12 protein-coding genes and 1 pseudogene are annotated in these 15,798 nt (G+C 52.8%); 2 read left to right on the plus strand and 11 right to left on the minus strand.

Going from position 1 to position 15,798, the window contains the following annotated elements:
• From JIN85_RS16530 to JIN85_RS16565, 8 genes and pseudogenes are all read right to left on the minus strand, one after another.
• A pseudogene (locus tag JIN85_RS16530) lies at positions 1 to 485 on the minus strand (hypothetical protein); the annotation flags it as partial.
• Between the two features lie 301 nt (positions 486 to 786).
• Positions 787 to 2,499, minus strand: coding sequence for an SUMF1/EgtB/PvdO family nonheme iron enzyme (locus JIN85_RS21980; RefSeq protein WP_200272823.1), 1,713 nt, complete (start codon positions 2,497 to 2,499; stop codon positions 787 to 789).
• 41 nt (positions 2,500 to 2,540) lie between these two features.
• Positions 2,541 to 3,251, minus strand: coding sequence for a hypothetical protein (locus JIN85_RS16540; protein ID WP_200272843.1), 711 nt, complete (start codon positions 3,249 to 3,251; stop codon positions 2,541 to 2,543).
• Between the two features lie 352 nt (positions 3,252 to 3,603).
• Complete coding sequence (locus JIN85_RS16545) at positions 3,604 to 4,743, minus strand: glycosyltransferase family 2 protein (protein WP_200272845.1); 1,140 nt, start codon at positions 4,741 to 4,743, stop codon at positions 3,604 to 3,606.
• Positions 4,744 to 4,773: 30 nt separating this feature from the next.
• Entirely contained in the window at positions 4,774 to 5,619 is an 846-nt protein-coding gene (locus JIN85_RS16550; RefSeq protein ID WP_200272847.1) for an FkbM family methyltransferase, read from the minus strand.
• Between the two features lie 432 nt (positions 5,620 to 6,051).
• Entirely contained in the window at positions 6,052 to 6,738 is a 687-nt protein-coding gene (locus tag JIN85_RS16555; protein WP_200272849.1) for a PEP-CTERM sorting domain-containing protein, read from the minus strand.
• A gap of 253 nt (positions 6,739 to 6,991) precedes the next feature.
• Entirely contained in the window at positions 6,992 to 8,830 is a 1,839-nt protein-coding gene (locus tag JIN85_RS16560) for an SLC13 family permease (RefSeq protein WP_200272851.1), read from the minus strand.
• A gap of 54 nt (positions 8,831 to 8,884) precedes the next feature.
• Positions 8,885 to 9,580 (minus strand): rhomboid family intramembrane serine protease, encoded by a 696-nt coding sequence (locus JIN85_RS16565; RefSeq protein ID WP_200272852.1) that lies wholly within the window; start codon positions 9,578 to 9,580, stop codon positions 8,885 to 8,887.
• A gap of 110 nt (positions 9,581 to 9,690) precedes the next feature.
• On the opposite strand from JIN85_RS16565, the gene JIN85_RS16570 reads away from it, so the two are divergent.
• Positions 9,691 to 10,242, plus strand: a complete 552-nt coding sequence (locus tag JIN85_RS16570; RefSeq protein ID WP_200272854.1) for an RNA 2'-phosphotransferase — start codon at positions 9,691 to 9,693, stop codon at positions 10,240 to 10,242.
• Between the two features lie 6 nt (positions 10,243 to 10,248).
• On the opposite strand, the gene JIN85_RS16575 is transcribed toward JIN85_RS16570, so the two are convergent.
• Together JIN85_RS16575 and JIN85_RS16580 are read right to left on the minus strand one after the other, a co-directional pair.
• Positions 10,249 to 11,943 (minus strand): hypothetical protein, encoded by a 1,695-nt coding sequence (locus JIN85_RS16575; RefSeq protein WP_200272856.1) that lies wholly within the window; start codon positions 11,941 to 11,943, stop codon positions 10,249 to 10,251.
• Positions 11,940 to 13,115: a hypothetical protein gene (locus tag JIN85_RS16580; protein WP_200272858.1), complete on the minus strand. Its 1,176-nt coding sequence runs from the start codon at positions 13,113 to 13,115 to the stop codon at positions 11,940 to 11,942. Before JIN85_RS16580 ends, JIN85_RS16575 begins: the two co-directional genes overlap by 4 nt.
• 172 nt (positions 13,116 to 13,287) lie before the next feature.
• Here JIN85_RS16580 and JIN85_RS16585 point away from each other — a divergent pair, with 172 nt between their 5' ends.
• Positions 13,288 to 14,310, plus strand: coding sequence for an adenosine deaminase family protein (locus JIN85_RS16585; protein ID WP_200272860.1), 1,023 nt, complete (start codon positions 13,288 to 13,290; stop codon positions 14,308 to 14,310).
• Positions 14,311 to 14,314: 4 nt separating this feature from the next.
• Here the strand turns inward: JIN85_RS16585 and JIN85_RS16590 are convergent, their stop codons facing one another.
• Positions 14,315 to 15,727, minus strand: coding sequence for an alpha-L-fucosidase (locus JIN85_RS16590; RefSeq protein WP_267906682.1), 1,413 nt, complete (start codon positions 15,725 to 15,727; stop codon positions 14,315 to 14,317).
• Between the last annotated feature and the right edge of the window lie 71 nt (positions 15,728 to 15,798).

The following is a 15,798-nucleotide window of genomic DNA, read 5'->3' on the forward strand; positions in this document are numbered from 1 at the left end:
GTTGCTCCGGTTGCTCCGGTTGCTCCGGTTGCTCCGGTTGCTCCGGTTGCTCCGGTTGCTCCGGTTGCTCCGGTTGCTCCGGTTGCTCCGGTTGCGCCAGTTGCGCCTACCAGAAGGGATTTGCCACTCCCTGTGATCTGTCCAGTCGCACCGTCGATCGTCAGGAAATTATTCCCGGATGAATCCACCACGGTGGTCTTCGTGGTTTTTAATGGAATCAAATCCAATGGCAGCACCAAGCTACCATCGTCCTTGATACCCGTAAATTGGCCGACTGGCACAATCAAATTGGCCAGGCCCGTATTTAAGTTCGTCCAGGTTCCACCACCCAGTGCAATAGGTAGGTAGTTGTAAATATAACCATCCACGGATGGCCCCATATTAATTCCGGCTGAAGCATTCACCGGATCGGCTGCATTTGCGATGGCAGGCAAGGATAGTGCTGCCACAGCCAGCACTTTCATATAACTTATTTTTGTTTTCATGCTTTGGTTTATGGTGGAATTCAATAGATTGATCCGATTCATCGGATTGAAAGAGCCATGAAATAAATCTTGATCAAAAGCAGATCCGATCACTGCCTCTAACAGAGACATTCACGATATGGCTGTCCGGATTTCAGCCATTCGATTTTGAGCGAATTTTACATCGATCAAGAACCTTAATTTCGATTTCATCAAAAATCCGGCAGCAGTGTTGTCACCACTGCCGGATTTAGCACGATCATCTCAAGATGCCGTGTCACCAAGACATCAGCCGTCTAGAGAATCGTTAAGATTCCATGAATCAGGGCTTCTTGACGAGACGGAAACCAACACGAGATTCCCGCGTATCCGGATTCATGGTGATAGATCCACTCACCCGAAGAACTGCAACTCCATCTGAGAAATCGCCACCGCAAACGTATTTGTTTGCACCGGATGCTGTCGAGGTCCATTCAGCCTGGTTACCCGCCATTTCCCATAGTCCCCAAGGGTTGACCCCCTTCCAGAATGTATGCGCGGCCGGGCTGCCGGTAATTGACCAGTATCCATAGCTCGCGTAATCATGGTCGATGGTGGTGGTGCCCCATGGGTAAATGTTCGCCGTCATGTTGCCACCACGAGCCGCCCATTCCCACTCCGCACGCGTTGGCAGGCGGTAGCCAGTTGCAGCCGAATCTTCGTACACGGTCGTCGAGTTCCCAGTCTTATAGAGAGAAGTGAAGCTTGCATCCGTATAATAGACCGGGGTCAAACCTTCACTTTCGCTGCGTGCATTAGCCCACTTCAGCACATCATACCAAGTAACACAAGAAACTGGGTGATCCATATCTTTACCTGCACCGCCGGCATGTCTAGTGAATGTGTTATAATAGCCATATTCGGTAGCATTGGCTGAAGCACCTTCAAAGCTATAACCATTGGACATCGCATAGCGGAAAACTGCGCGGTATAGACCAAGTGTAACTTCCGTAACATCCATTTGGAAACTGCTGATCTCTACGCTGGTAGCAGAACCACCAAGTGTCGTCAGAGTTCCGGCAGGAATAGTAGCCATTCCCCATGCAACAGGGATATCCCCCAAACTCACGGTCGTAATGGTGCCGCTTGGGCCAGTTTCACCGGTTGGACCAGTTGGTCCGGCAGGACCAGTCGCCCCAGTGGCACCGGCTGGACCAGTCGCTCCTGTGGCACCGGTTGCTCCGGCAGAACCTGTAGGACCAGTTACACCTGCGATCCCTTGCGGGCCTTGTGGACCAGTTGCGCCTGCGACACCTTGGGCTCCTTGTGCCCCGGTAGCGCCCGTGGCACCCACTGCACCAGCAGGACCTTGTGGTCCCGTAGCACCGGTTGCTCCCGAAGGACCTGCGACACCTTGAGAACCCGTGGCTCCCGTTGCCCCGGCTGGACCTTGAGAACCTGTGGCACCGGTTGCACCCGTGGCTCCAGCAGGACCGGTTGCGCCCGTGGCTCCGGCTGCCCCTGTGGCTCCGGCAGGACCGGTCGCGCCTGTGGCTCCAGCAGGACCCGTTGCACCGGCAGCTCCCGTTGCCCCTGTGGCTCCGGCAGGACCTGTCGCACCCGTTGCCCCTGTAGCTCCAGCAGGGCCAGTCGCGCCCGTGGCTCCGGCAGGACCCGTTGGACCAGTAGGTCCTGCGAGACCACCACCAGTAACAACACCTGAGTCATCCACTTCGAAAACCGTGGTGCCGGAATCGTTTACCACTTTTAAAGACGTGGTCTTCAAAGGAATCAAATCCAACGGCAAGACCAGGCTCCCGTCGTCTTTGATCCCGGTGAATTGACCTACGGGAACAATCAAGTTCGCCAATCCGGTATTGATCTCTGTCCATTCGCTACCACCCAATGCAATGGGTAAGTAGTTGTAAATATATCCGTCGATCGATGGACCCATATTCACACCCGCCGAGGCATTGACTGGATCAGCGGCTCTAACGGTAGAAGGTGCTGCAATGGCTGCTAAGGCGAAAGCCGCAATGTATTTCGATTTCATCATTCGCGTGTTTATTCAGTGAAATGCATTTAATCCGGCTGTGCTTATGCGCGGCGGCGGCGTGATGCAGCCAAAGCGAGCGCTCCCAATGCCCCCATTGCTGCAATCGAAGGTTCTGGCACGGCAATAGGAGCGTAAGTAACGGAAACCCCTGGGGTATAAGCCCCACCATCGTCCGTGTTCACTTCGGAAGCGATGTTCATTTGGGCGCTCGATGACAATCCATCGGACGTGATGGAAAATCCGCCAGTAATTTGATCAGCGGTCAGCGTGATGGTGATGAATTGATACTCAGCGGTGTTGGAATTGACCGTCAAATAGTCAATGAAAGTGCCCAGACTGCTTTGATATCCGTCATACATGGAAAAGGAAATATCAGTATCATCGGGCGCAATCACCGTGGTGTAGAGATATAAGGTGACGCTCTCCAACACAGTTCCCTCAGGGGCATAGGCATCCAGGTTGGTGATGATGAAATTGAGGTCATACGCACCTCCCGGGCCTGGAACGTCTGGGCGAGTGGCAACGCCGCCTTCGTCAGAGTTTACGGAGCTTGTGCCACGGTTCCAGAGCTGGGCATCGAAACCGATGTCCGAAAGCGTTCCAGCATAAGTGCCACCGCTTGCGGCAACGCCGGAAGTCGATCCAGCATTTTCGAAGTAAAACGTCTGAGCACCTGCAAGACCTGCTGATGCTAGAATTCCAGCCGAAATCAAGCAGGCGATTTTTGAACGACCTAGTGGTTTTGTTTTCATGTTTTATCGTGATTTCAATATTTGTTTATCAGGGAGAACGGGGGGAGTATGCGGGATATTGGGGGGAATTTTAGGGGGAGGCCGGGGGGAGGCGCTTTATTTTCAATCACTGAAAATCAGTGATCCACGGCTGCTGTGCTGATTTGGGGGAGTGCGAATGACTTCAAACTTGGGGGAATTTGCCATGTAGATCCTGAACGGTTAGTCCAAGCATCTAAAGGGATCAGACCAAAATCTTCAATGGCACGCAATGTTTATTTAAACAAATTTTGATTCAGTCTCATTGAACACTGTTCCCGGAGTCACCCAAACGAGACATTCCGCATTCGCAGCAGACGCGGGCGCGGGAAAATCAAGCGGCTGGGAGAAGATTTGCCAATTTCGGCTGTCCCAGCGCATCAATCGCATATTGGGCGTTCCGGCGAATTCTCTCCCGCTCGTTAGGAGGAATGCTGGATTTTTTTAAAAGTTTCACGCAGGCATCGAACGATTCCCTAAGCTTTCCAGCCCAGTATGCGGCAATCGAAAACTCATCCATCATGCCGTAATCATAAACCCAGGTTTGAGCAAATAGTGGTTGCTCGGGTAAGGTTCGCTCAATCCCCTGCTTTGCGAAAAGATAGGCTTGATGATACTTGCCGTGATTGCGGCAAAAGCGCGCGGCAGCATGCAAAGATTCCGCACGGGAAGGACTTGCCTCAAAAGCCGATAGGTAACTCTCAAGAATTGCGGCAGGCTCGTGCCCAAGTTTCTCCCGCAACAACCCGGCCTGATAAAAACTGAAGAACACTTCTTCCTTCCACCCTCCCAAATGGGCTCGCCTCAGATAGGCATCCAGTGCCAACTCCAGCTCATCGGCGTCGCGGTAGCTTTGCGCCAGGTAAAAGGTGTATCGGGAAATAAAAAATGGATCGCTCTCGGTTTTAAGAACGTTTTCCAAAACATTGGCGTCATCCCGATACTTGTTCGGATTGCGATTCCGGGCGCTGTCCTGCATTTGCACACTCAGGAAGCCCTTGGCAACTTCACGCGATCCATTCACTTCGAGAAATTCGTGGAGAACTCCCAAATAGCGGTAGGGGCGGCGATTGCTAAACAGCAGTGGGCAGTAATGAAGACATGGTCCTGTCCGGACTTGCACATCATAGAGATCAGCACTGAGGCCACGCTTGAACTGATCGACATCGAAGGATTTCTCAAAAACGAGATAGTTATCCGCATCCAACATCAGTCCGTAATCGATGTCCGCATGTTCCCGCAGTTTACTCATTGCAAAGCTGCGGTTGTAGGCAAAATCCTTCCACGGCTCATCGATCACCACGCCGGGGAGTCCGGATTCTTCAAGGAAATCCCGGATGACTTCCTGGGTTCCATCGGTGGAACCGGTATCGACGACCAATAGATGATCCATCAAAGGGAGAGCTTTTTCCAGACAGCGCCGGATCACATGCGCCTCATCCTTCACAATCATGCATAAACTGATCTTCGCCATGGGAATAGGATGTCGTAAGCCTAAAGTCGGTTATTTCCTGCCGAGTGATCCCAGATATCGGACTTGGGAGCCGGCCGCGACTGCCCCCCGTTGTTCCAACAACATCACGCATCGCAAAGCCAGATCGAAACTTCGATAACAGTGATGAACGATGAGCGCCAAATGCTTCAGCTGTTCGTCGGTTAGATTCTCAGGTCGTGAAAAATCACGAACATAGACCAAGTCCGCCTCCAAGAGTTGGTTCAAGGCGCGCCGTGGCTCCCCATTGACCACGCATGGTGCAATCGGCCAATGCTTCACTGCGGCAAAACAATGAGGAATGAAACCTTGATTCCGAAGCTCAATATCAATCTCCCCCATCCCCGGTTGATTTTCATACAGCGTCACGAAAGACACCTCCACCTGGATCACCACGGCTTGGGATAGCTTGTTTTTCCCATGCTGGAACACCGCCAATTCACCGCCTTGGATATCGATTTTCAGCAGATCCAGCAGTTCGATTTCATCAATCTCATCAAGGCGTTTGGTATCAATAGGAACACGGTCGATCACCTGACCGTAGGGTTTCAAGACCTCGAACAAATCCAAGCTTCTAACATCCGGCTCTAACAAACTCGTCATCCCCGAGCCCGCGCAGATTTTCAGGGTATGGCACTGTCCATCTCCCACGGCGTAAGGGAGGTAACGCTCGGCGGGACTTTTCTTCGCCAGAAGTTCTTCCAGCGCCGATTGCTGAGGTTCAAACCCCGTGACCTGAACCAGCTCTGCCTGCATCATCGGCCGATAAGGAGGCTCGCCATCCACAGGATTTGCTCCGATATCAACGACTTCCGTGAGACGGCCAGGACTGAGAATTTCCCTTAAGATGCAGTTCATTTTTCTATCTGGCAGATTTCAATTCAACGCACCCAATCAACATTTCTTTGCTTCGACAAGCGGCAGAATCACCACCCTGCTATTTTCAGATAACCACTTATATACGGTTAATCCATTTGAAAACATTGGATAGGATTAACCCTTATGAAAAATAGCATAATGGATCAACATGATACGATCCATCCAAGCCATGCAGATCTAGGCATTGACGATCGGTATAACGAAAGCTGCCCGAGCAGATCCTGACATCCTCTCGGACAGCTTTCTTTGCACCCTACGTGCAGTCATGCCATTCACCCACAGCAAGGTCTGATCAAATGGATGGAGAAATCATTGCAGCAGCTGCTAGAGCTGCCATGTAACTGGTTCTTGTTTTCATTTGGAGGCGTATCCTTTCTTGATTTACCTTGTTCGTAACGGGGGGAGATTGGTTTACGCACGACGCCGCCTGAGAAAGGCCAACGATCCTATCACGGCTAAAGTAATGGTTCCGGGTTCGGGAATAGGCACAAAGGTCAGCGAGATGCTGGGTGTGTAAATTCCACCGGAAACCGTGCTCATTTCGGAAGCCACGTTGAGCTGCGCACTGGTCGCTAAACCATCTGACGTGATGGATATTCCGCCCTCAAACTGTTCGCCGGTAACGGTGATCGAAATGAATTGGTATTCATCCGTGATGGAGTTCACCTCCAGTGTCCCGATGAAGTTGCCGAGCGCCGCCTGATAGCCATCATATACAGAAAAACCGAGTGTCTCGCCGTCCGGCGCCACCACGGTGGTATAGAGCAGGATGGTCACGCTCTCCAATTGCATCCCTGCAGGAATGTAGGCATCCAGATTACTCGCAATCAGGTTAATATCATAAGCCAAACCTGGTCCGGCGACGTCCGGTCGGGTCGCCACTCCACCCTCATCGGAATTCACCGTGCCATTGCGATTCCACAAAGACGCATCGAATCCGATATCCGCCAGAGTGCCGGCATAGGTTCCTCCAAGAGCTCCACCATCTGCTGTCGAGGCCTCATTTTGAAAGTAAATCGTTGCCGCTTTGGAAACACTGGCACTGGCAATCATGCCAACACCGAGAAGCAGGAGCCAGGAGGGGGGAGTTTTTTTCATGGTGGAAGATCAGGTGGATTTTGGATGCCAAATGCTCGGCATCGTCAGGAATTACTCTTTGTGTAAAACGTTGTAAGATTTTCCCGGATACCATCAAGTCAAAACATGAACGTTGTATGATTTTTCGTTTTGTTTCGCAATTTTTGACAAAACACACACCCGCCAGGACAAAAAAGGATCCTCCTTTAAGCCTGACGACAAATTATCGAAGTATCGGGCTAACAAATTCTAACCCATTTGGCCCGAAGTGGCATTACAGCGGCCAGACCCACAGCAACATCGGCAATGCGACGGCAACCACCACGATCTCTAAAGGCAGTCCCAGTTTCCAGTAGTCTCCAAATCGAAAACCGCCCGGACCTAGGATGAGAGTGTTGTTTTGATGCCCGATCGGTGTGAGGAACGCGCAAGATGCTCCGATCGCCACTGCCATCAGAAATGAATCCGGCCTGGCACCGAGTTGCGCAGCGGTGCTGAGCGCAATGGGGCACATGACCGCCGCCGTCGCTGCGTTGTTCATGAAATCAGAAAGTGTCATCGTCACGATCAGCACCACGGCTAGACCAACGACAGCATTTCCTTGCGCCACCCAGTTTAATAAGCCACTTGCGACGCGCTCGGCGGCGCCGGTCGTCTCCATCGCTCCCGCCACGGGTATCAGTGCGCCTAACAGAACGATCACCGGCCAATCGATCGCCTCATAGACCGAACGCAGCGAAACCACGCGGAATGCCATACACAGCAGCACCCCCGTGGCAAAAGAAATGGAGGCAGGCAATAAACCGAAGGCAGCACCGCAAACCGCAGCAGCCATGAAGGCGATCGCAAGCCAGGCGCTGCGTTTATCCGGTAGCCGGATCGAACGCGGAGCCAAGGGCACACAACCGAACTCGGCGGCAAAGGCGATAACCGATTCCTGTGGCCCCTGCATCAGCATCACATCACCCGCATGGATCTTCAACGACCGCAGCCGCCGAATGGAGCGACTTCCCTGACGGGATAGCGCTAGGAAATTGATGCCATACCGTGAGCGCAAACGGATATCTGTGGCTGAACGGCCGATGATTTCCGCATCCGGCCGCACTGCCAACTCCATCAAGGCCATTTCACTGGTATCGGTAGGTGGCTTTTCCGCTGTGGCTTCAGTGTTTGGGTCCTCCGTTTCACTCTCAGAATCTGAAGGATTTGCGCTTTCATCAGGCGCATCCTTTGCCTCGACCAATTGCAATCCCAATCCTGACAACGCGGATGCCAGCGACTCAGGGTCAGATTCAATGACCAGAATATCCCCTGGCATCAACACCCGGCTGCGATTGGGGGCCACCACACGGAATCGATTTCGAACCATGCCGACCACTTGCGCGTCGAAGTCCTCCAGCTGTTGATCCACTTCACGCAGGGTCTTGCCGACCATCTTACTCCCCTCCTCCACCCGCCCTTCGGTCATGTATGAACCAGTGGCAAACCCCTCGACCCCGGAAATCTGGCGAATCGGAACCAGCTTGCGCCCGAAAACCACCAGTGCCAACCCAGCCAATGCCACGGGAATCCCGACAGCGGCGAAATCGAACATGGTAAACGAACCCATTTTCGTCTGCGCCCGGAAACCGGAAACGATCAAATTCGGCGGTGTCCCGATCAAGGTGGTCATTCCTCCCAAAATGGATGCGAAGGACAAGGGCATCAGTATTTTGCCAGGCGGAAGATCATGCCGTTTCGCCATTTGAAGTCCCACCGGCATCAGCATCGCCAATGCGCCGACATTGTTCATGAATGCGGAAAGAAACGCAGCCAAGCCACATAAGATACCAATCGCAGCCAATGCTCCGCCTTTCGATGGCAGAAGCCGTCGAGTCATCAAATCCACCGCCCCCGTCATCTGCAGCGCCCTGCTCATCACCAGCACACATGCCACCGTCACCACGGCCGGATGGCCAAATCCCGCAAATGCCCCGTCCGCCGGCACCAATCCGGTGACCACACACCCTAACAACGCCGCCAGGGCGATCATGTCATGCCGCCATTTCCCCCAGATAAACATCGCCACCGTGGCGATAAGAATTCCGAGGATGATGCATTGCTGGCTGTTCATGGACAAACTCACCAACCCTATCCCTGAATTCAATCGAACGCCACTACCATCGTCTCAGAATCGCCGAAATCCTGGAATGGAAACCCGCGGCCGCGGAGCAATCAGACCGGCAATGAGCAAACCTGAAATGAAGCCGCCGATGTGCGCACCGTATGCCACCGACATCTCACTGCCATCCATCAGCGAAGTGTAATCCATGAAAACTCCACCAGCCGCCAGCAAACCGAGCGTCGCTGGCGAAACCGGGCTGGCAATCGGCCAGATATGTGGATTCGGCAGCGGCCAACGAATCGCCAACCCTAGATAAGCGCCCTCAAATCCCATCACCGATCCAGACGCGCCAAGCATCGGCACAAATTCCTCGCGGTTCAAAATCACATGAGTCAGCGAACCAAAGAAAGCAGTTGTTAGAAAAATCCCGAGCATCCACCGCCAACCTAACAATTCAACCAACAACGCGCCAAAAATCCAAAACCATATCATGTTGAACAACACATGCTCGAAACTCCCGTGGAGGAATGCACAGCTCAACAAGGTCGGAAACTCTTTGAAATCGACACTGGAAGCACTCCCGGAGCGCAAGTGATTCCAGGCGCGCACCACTTCACCAGGCACCGCCATTCCACCTTCCCACCATTCATTTCCAAACAGACATTGAGCAAAGAAGATCAAAAACATCAAGCCGATCAGGCCGAGCAAAACTCCCTGCTGACGCATGAGATACTTGAAATTCATCATTTTCAAACCCATGGCTACAGCAAGCCGATTTTCCCCATCGTTGGCAATGCACAACTCCAGATCAGATCGGGTATTCCCAAAATCACCCGGCTGCCATCCATTGAATCATCACCAAGCTGACCATGAGTAAATATGAACAACGACTCAGCCGCCTGATGAGCCTGGTTTTGCGCCACAATCCCGGCTCGATCGGATTGACCCTTGATGAAAATGGTTGGGCGAATCTGAACGACTTGATCGAAAGGTTGAATGCGCAGGGAAAACACGTCGATCGAGCCATCATTGAGCGGGTCGTTCAGGAAAATGACAAACAACGATTCCGCCTCTCCGACGATGGCCTCCGCATCCGCGCAAACCAAGGGCACTCGATCGATATCGACTTGAAACTCACCCCGAAATCACCACCCAAGTGGCTGTATCATGGCACCGCGGACAAGACCATGCCTGCCATCGTTCGTGAGGGTCTAACCAAACAATCCCGCCAACACGTTCACCTGAGTCCTGATCGGATGACTGCGAAAAAAGTAGGCGCCCGTCATGGCAAGCCGGTGGTGCTGGAGGTTGCAGCCCAGTTGATGGAGCAACACGGTCACCGCTTCTATCAATCAGAAAACGGCGTCTGGCTCACCGACCACGTCCCACCGGATTATCTGAACCAAAGGTTCACCGGCTGATGCCTATCAGAATGGACTCTGATTTTGCTTCGTCGTTTTTGATAGCCCCTCCTCCGCGGCTCCACGAACAGGGCCGGGAGGTAGCGAATTGATCCAATTATTAGCTGCATCCGGATCAAATGCAGCCCAATTCGAGATCAAAGTCCTGGCGGCTTCTCGCTGGATTTCTCCATCGGGAAGACCCATCACCCAATTGGCCGTGAACTCTGGACGGCTGATGGAAAGGTCCATCAAGAAACTATCGTCAATAAATGGCCCGTCATTGAATGGAACCTTTTCGCCAAGCTCAAGTCGTTCGGTGACCCAATTCGCAGCCGATTCGGGATCGGATTTGGCCCAAGTCGAAAGTACCATTCCGTTCACCGCATCATTGAGCTCCGGCATGGCTGCCAACATCTCGCCCGGATCACGGACCCCTGAGCCATGTTCCCAGGAAAAAGAAAGAGCCCATGCCGCTGGCAGATCCGCGCTTAACTCAGGATCTTCCATCCAATTCCGACATTGCGCCAACGCGGCATCAGGATCACTCGCAAAGACGCGGGTAAGCCAGCCACCCATCGCTGCTTTTCTTTGACCAACTGGTAAATCCAGAATTCGTTCGGCTGAGGCTACCGGGTCAGAGGATGCTAAAGCGGCAAAGCTCTCACGTGTGATCCCTTCGATTACATATCTGGCACCCGTCCCCTTCGATTCATCAAGCATCTCAAGTGCCCGGTCTGGATCTGCCGCTGCCATTTTAGACGCTACGTATCTCAGAATATTCTTCCGTATGGGATCGTCCTCCGGTTGTTCAAGCGCCCAATCTAGGGATTCCTGCATATCGACGCGGACCATTGTGTCAGCCAATTGACTCACGCGATTTCTCATATCTCTTCCGTCCAAATCGGAAAGCGACGCCAGCACCGCAATAGCTTCTGACTTACCACACAGAAGTCCTTCCGCTAATAAATCCATACCACCAGGAGATGTTAAGCTATCGTCGATGCTACCCGTCTTTTCTGTTAGATAGGTCCAAGCCGCGTCAAAATCCACTTTCCCCCACCCGATTAAGATCGATCCCTCAGTTAGGTTATCGGCATCTCGCACGCGCAAGTCCACTCCATCTAGAGAGGCAATCGCTGCATCTGGATCCGCATTAAACCAGGCTAGCGAGATCACCCGGTTGAATTCCAGCCGGTCTGAAAGCGACTTTTGTCCTAGCTGCCATCGGTCTTTCCGGAACTCTTGCGCCGCAAGAACTGGATCTCTCCCCATCAAAGTGATGAAAAAATCGCGGGATAGCTTGTCCGCCAGTGAAGGATTCAATTTCCCCAATCCTTCCACCGCTGAAATCGGGTCCAACTCAACCCATTGCTTGAAAAGATCGATGGCAAAGGAGTCATCCTGGTTTGATTCCGCCTCCGCAAGTGCACTTGATGAATCGAGCTCAAGCCATCTTCTCAGCGCCCGCTCACGATCCATCTTTCGCAGCAACGGATGTCGCCCATCCGGGATCGCTGAGGCAGCAATGGCATCCCTGCAGGCCTGGACATCCACCAACTTATCCTCCCTGACGGTTCTGGTCCGATTCGAAATTTTGGTTTTCTCCGATCTCTCAATCATATGCTTGGCAGCAGCATCTGGATTGCCCCCAGAGACCTTGCCGATCGCGATGCCCAACACGGCCCCGAAAAGTGCTCCGATCAAAATGTGCAAGTTCATGGTTGGAGATAACTTCGAAATTTTTCCTGCAACTCACTTGGAATGTGATCCTGTAGATACCGCTCAGCTCCTTCCGGATCCGTTTGCGCCAAACGCTGAAACAAATACGCCGCTGTTTTCCCGGCATCAGGTAAAGCTGAGGATTCAGACATCATAATGCTGCTACCACGAACATCATAGAAATCCGCTACCGGCTCCAAACCTGCTTCTAAAACCAAACCAAGGGCACCTTCAGGATCTGTCGTGCCCGTCGCTTCGGCTGCCTCAACCAAGGCGTAGTGCTGAACGGGCCCAGTCAGTGATCCACGGATCCAGCTCAATGCCTTGTCTCGATCCACCCTCACCCAATCCTTGGCCAACGTTACGGATGAGAGAGCTTTGGACCGGTTTGATGGCATCATTTGGATCTGTTCCAACGCCGCCGCCGGATCCTTTTTGGCAATCTCATCAATCGCAATCCGTATGTTATCTTGAAAAATAATTCCCATATTATCAGCATATTCGACCGCTTTGGCCGGATCTGTGGCAGCAAGCTGTTTCACCCATTCAGATTGGAATCCCACTCTCCCGCCATCGTAAATCGCACTTTGTAACATCCCATCCACCAAGTCTGGGGCCCCTTGAACGATCTGGCGGCTGATGTAATAGCGGGACATTTGCGAGTTCGGCATTTGAGAAAGAAACTCCGCCGCCTTCCGCGCATCCACTGCCGCCACTCCCATCAGAAACTGCTGTTCACGCGGGCCAGACAAGGTTTTTCCCAAAACAAATGCAGCATCTGGTTCCGCTGCGCCCCAAGCAAACCATCCGATCTCCAAGAGCGTTTCACGTTGGGAAATAGGCACATCCTTCTCGATGAAATCGATCATCCCCTGCCCATCTTGCTCTGACCAGGCTGCTAGCAGAGTTTGCCACATCGCCAGGTCATTGCGATGCGAACTCGAAATCAATTGTCGGGCCAGATCAGACAGCTCAGTGACCGATGATCCCTCCACCTGCTCTTGCCACTGATAGAGTGACCCGGCGCTTCTCGCACTTCCGAGCACATGAGAACCTTGGCGCCGAATGGGCACACGCAACTTCGGCGACTTTTCGATGGCCGAGGTGTCTCGCTTCGTCACCTGCCAAGAAATGAAAAATGACAGCAGGCCAGCCGCTAGTGGAAGAGCCACATGTCGCTTTGGGTGGGTTTTCAAATATTTCAATCTGATTACCTAACCATCATGCCCCTCAACAAATGTAAAGATGATCCTTTGCCGATGAGCCGACGCCGTTGAGCTGCAAAATCACGGTCTTGCCGAGGTGGCGCATTGCCAAAGCATTCAGGATCGTGTTGAGTCGAGCATGCATGATCTTCACATCCATTTGGGCGGGGCGGTTCCGTCGTCGGTTTTGTGGGAAATCCTTTGCGACAATGGCTTGCGAACCGAGTATGTGGATTTCAATACATTTCATGATTCACTCACCGCGACCCCCGACGAGGTGAAGTCACTGGACGACTTCCTTGGCCGCTATTTCCAAGTGACCGAAGAAATCCAGTCATCGCCCTCTGCCGCCAGTGTATCGGCCTATCAAGTCGTGGCAAAAGCCTTCCGCCGGGCACAGGTGGATGCGGTCGAGCTGCGCTTCAATCCGAACAAGCGGATGCGACATGGGCTGCACACGATGGACGCGATCATTCTGGCAGTCATGCAAGGCCTTGAGCGCGCATCGCTTCACTACGGAGTCGCCACCGGGATCATTCTTTCTCTCGGCCGCGACCTTTCGCTGGAAGCCAACTGGCAGATCATCGAGGCCGCGATCAAATGGCGCAGCCGTGGTTCGCTCAACGGTGCGAACGGAGTGGTCGGTATCGATATGGCCGGACCTGAATCGCGCTCACTGGAATTGAGCAAGCCCTGGATGAGCGAAGTATCCGCGATGATGGAAAAGGCCCGCCAAGCCGGACTGAAGATCACCTACCACGTTGGTGAAAGCCAGGGCACCGGGCCTGCCGGCATCCTCAGTGTGTTGGAAAACATCCGCCCGGACCGGATTGGCCACGGCATCGAATTGCGGCGCGCGGAGGGATCTCAAAAGCAAGCAATCCTCTCCTTACTCAAGGAAAATGACGTCTGCCTGGAAATTTGCCCTACGGTAAACCTAGTAACGAGGGTGGTGCCGGACTACGCGTGCATTGCACAGTTTGTCCGGGATTTGGCGAAAGATGAAATCGCCTACTGCATCAACACGGACAATCCCTATCTGATCCACACCAACCTGAAACGGGAATATCAAATCATCGGCGAAGAACTGGGTGGCGATTCGGAAACGCTGCTTACGCTCGGCATGCAGCACGCGAGCCGCCACCAGTTCTTGAAAGACTGATCGCCTAGCGAGGTTCGTTGTAGACGCCAAATTCAGCGATGGCAGGCGGGGCGCTGAATTTTTCGATCGAGATCCGCACTTTATCTCCCTTCATCCGCTCAAATCGGTGAATGGTTAGACGGCCTTGCTTCTCCACTGGAGTCATTGGAATGGATTTCCACGCGCCATCGGCAAACACCTGAAGCTTGTATCTTTCGATGCGATGTTCCGGCTCAAAAAACGTGATGGTGTTGAATTCCACTCCGCTGCCGAGATCGATCTCCAACCATGGTTTCTCAACCGAGGGATTGGATCTCCATGGAGTGCCGAAATCATCGTCGTTCGCGAAATCCATGATCCACATGTCATCGCTCCAGCTCGAATCCGCCGGTTTATTCTTGGCAAGGTTGGAAGAAATGATCGGCGCTGCCACTGGTGGCAACTTGGATTCGGTGCGTTTGGGTTTCCACAAGGAGCCGATTTTTTTCAATGCCGCCAATGCATTTTTATCTAACAAACCATCGCTGTTCGGCGAGACATTGAGCATGAAATTGCAGTAAGCATCGTTGAACGGAACCAGATTGTCCTTCACCAGCTTCTCTGGATCTTTGACCGGATCATTGGGGAACGATGGCTCCCAGAACCACGCAGCATTCAATGGCAAACAGGACATCGCCGGAAGGCGGTTCGTTTCCTTCGAGATATGCTGTCCTGCATTTTGCTCGTAGGGTTTGATATCGCCATAGAACAACGCGTCAGGCGGATATTTTGCCGCATTCAGGTCCATGACCACGCAATTCGGCTGCAGTTTTTTGACCAATTGATAGATTTCCTGAAATGGAACATCATCGTAGGAAATCCGCGACCATGGAGCATCCCAGCCATCAATCACCAATGCGGAGATCTCTCCGTAATTCGTGAGAAGCTCGGTGATCTGCTGCTTGATCATCTCGATATGCGCAGGCGTGATGTGCCCGGGACGGATTTTGTGGTGAGTATCCAGGATGGAATAATAAAGCATCGTCTTCAGGCCCTTGGCCCGAAACGCATCGGTGTATTCCTTCACCACGTCATGCTTGTAGGGACTGCTCATCACACCGTAGTCCGTGGTTTTGGTGTCCCAAATGCAGAAGCCGCTATGATGCTTGGTGGTCAGACAGCCATAGGACATTTTCGCTGACAGCGCGGCTTCCGCCCACTGGTTGCAATCGAGCCGCTTGGGATTGAAAAGCTCAGGAGAAGCTTCCGGATCCGCCCAGTCCGACGGCTGATAAGTCGGGATGTTGAAATGAATAAACATGCCGAACCGAAGATCGACGAACTCCTGTTGAAGCTCCGACAGCGGACGGACGGCCTGGGACGATGGTTGGGCATGGACACTCACGAGCGGAAAAATAGCACTGATCGCAAGGCTAAGTGGAATAGAGAATCGAATCATTTCAAAAGACGGCTGCAGAGGTTTCTGCTCCAGATTGCCACGGCATTGACAAGCCGTCGATGTCCCCTTAG

It is taken from the genome of Luteolibacter pohnpeiensis, from assembly GCF_016595435.1.
Lineage (GTDB): Bacteria > Verrucomicrobiota > Verrucomicrobiia > Verrucomicrobiales > Akkermansiaceae > Luteolibacter > Luteolibacter pohnpeiensis.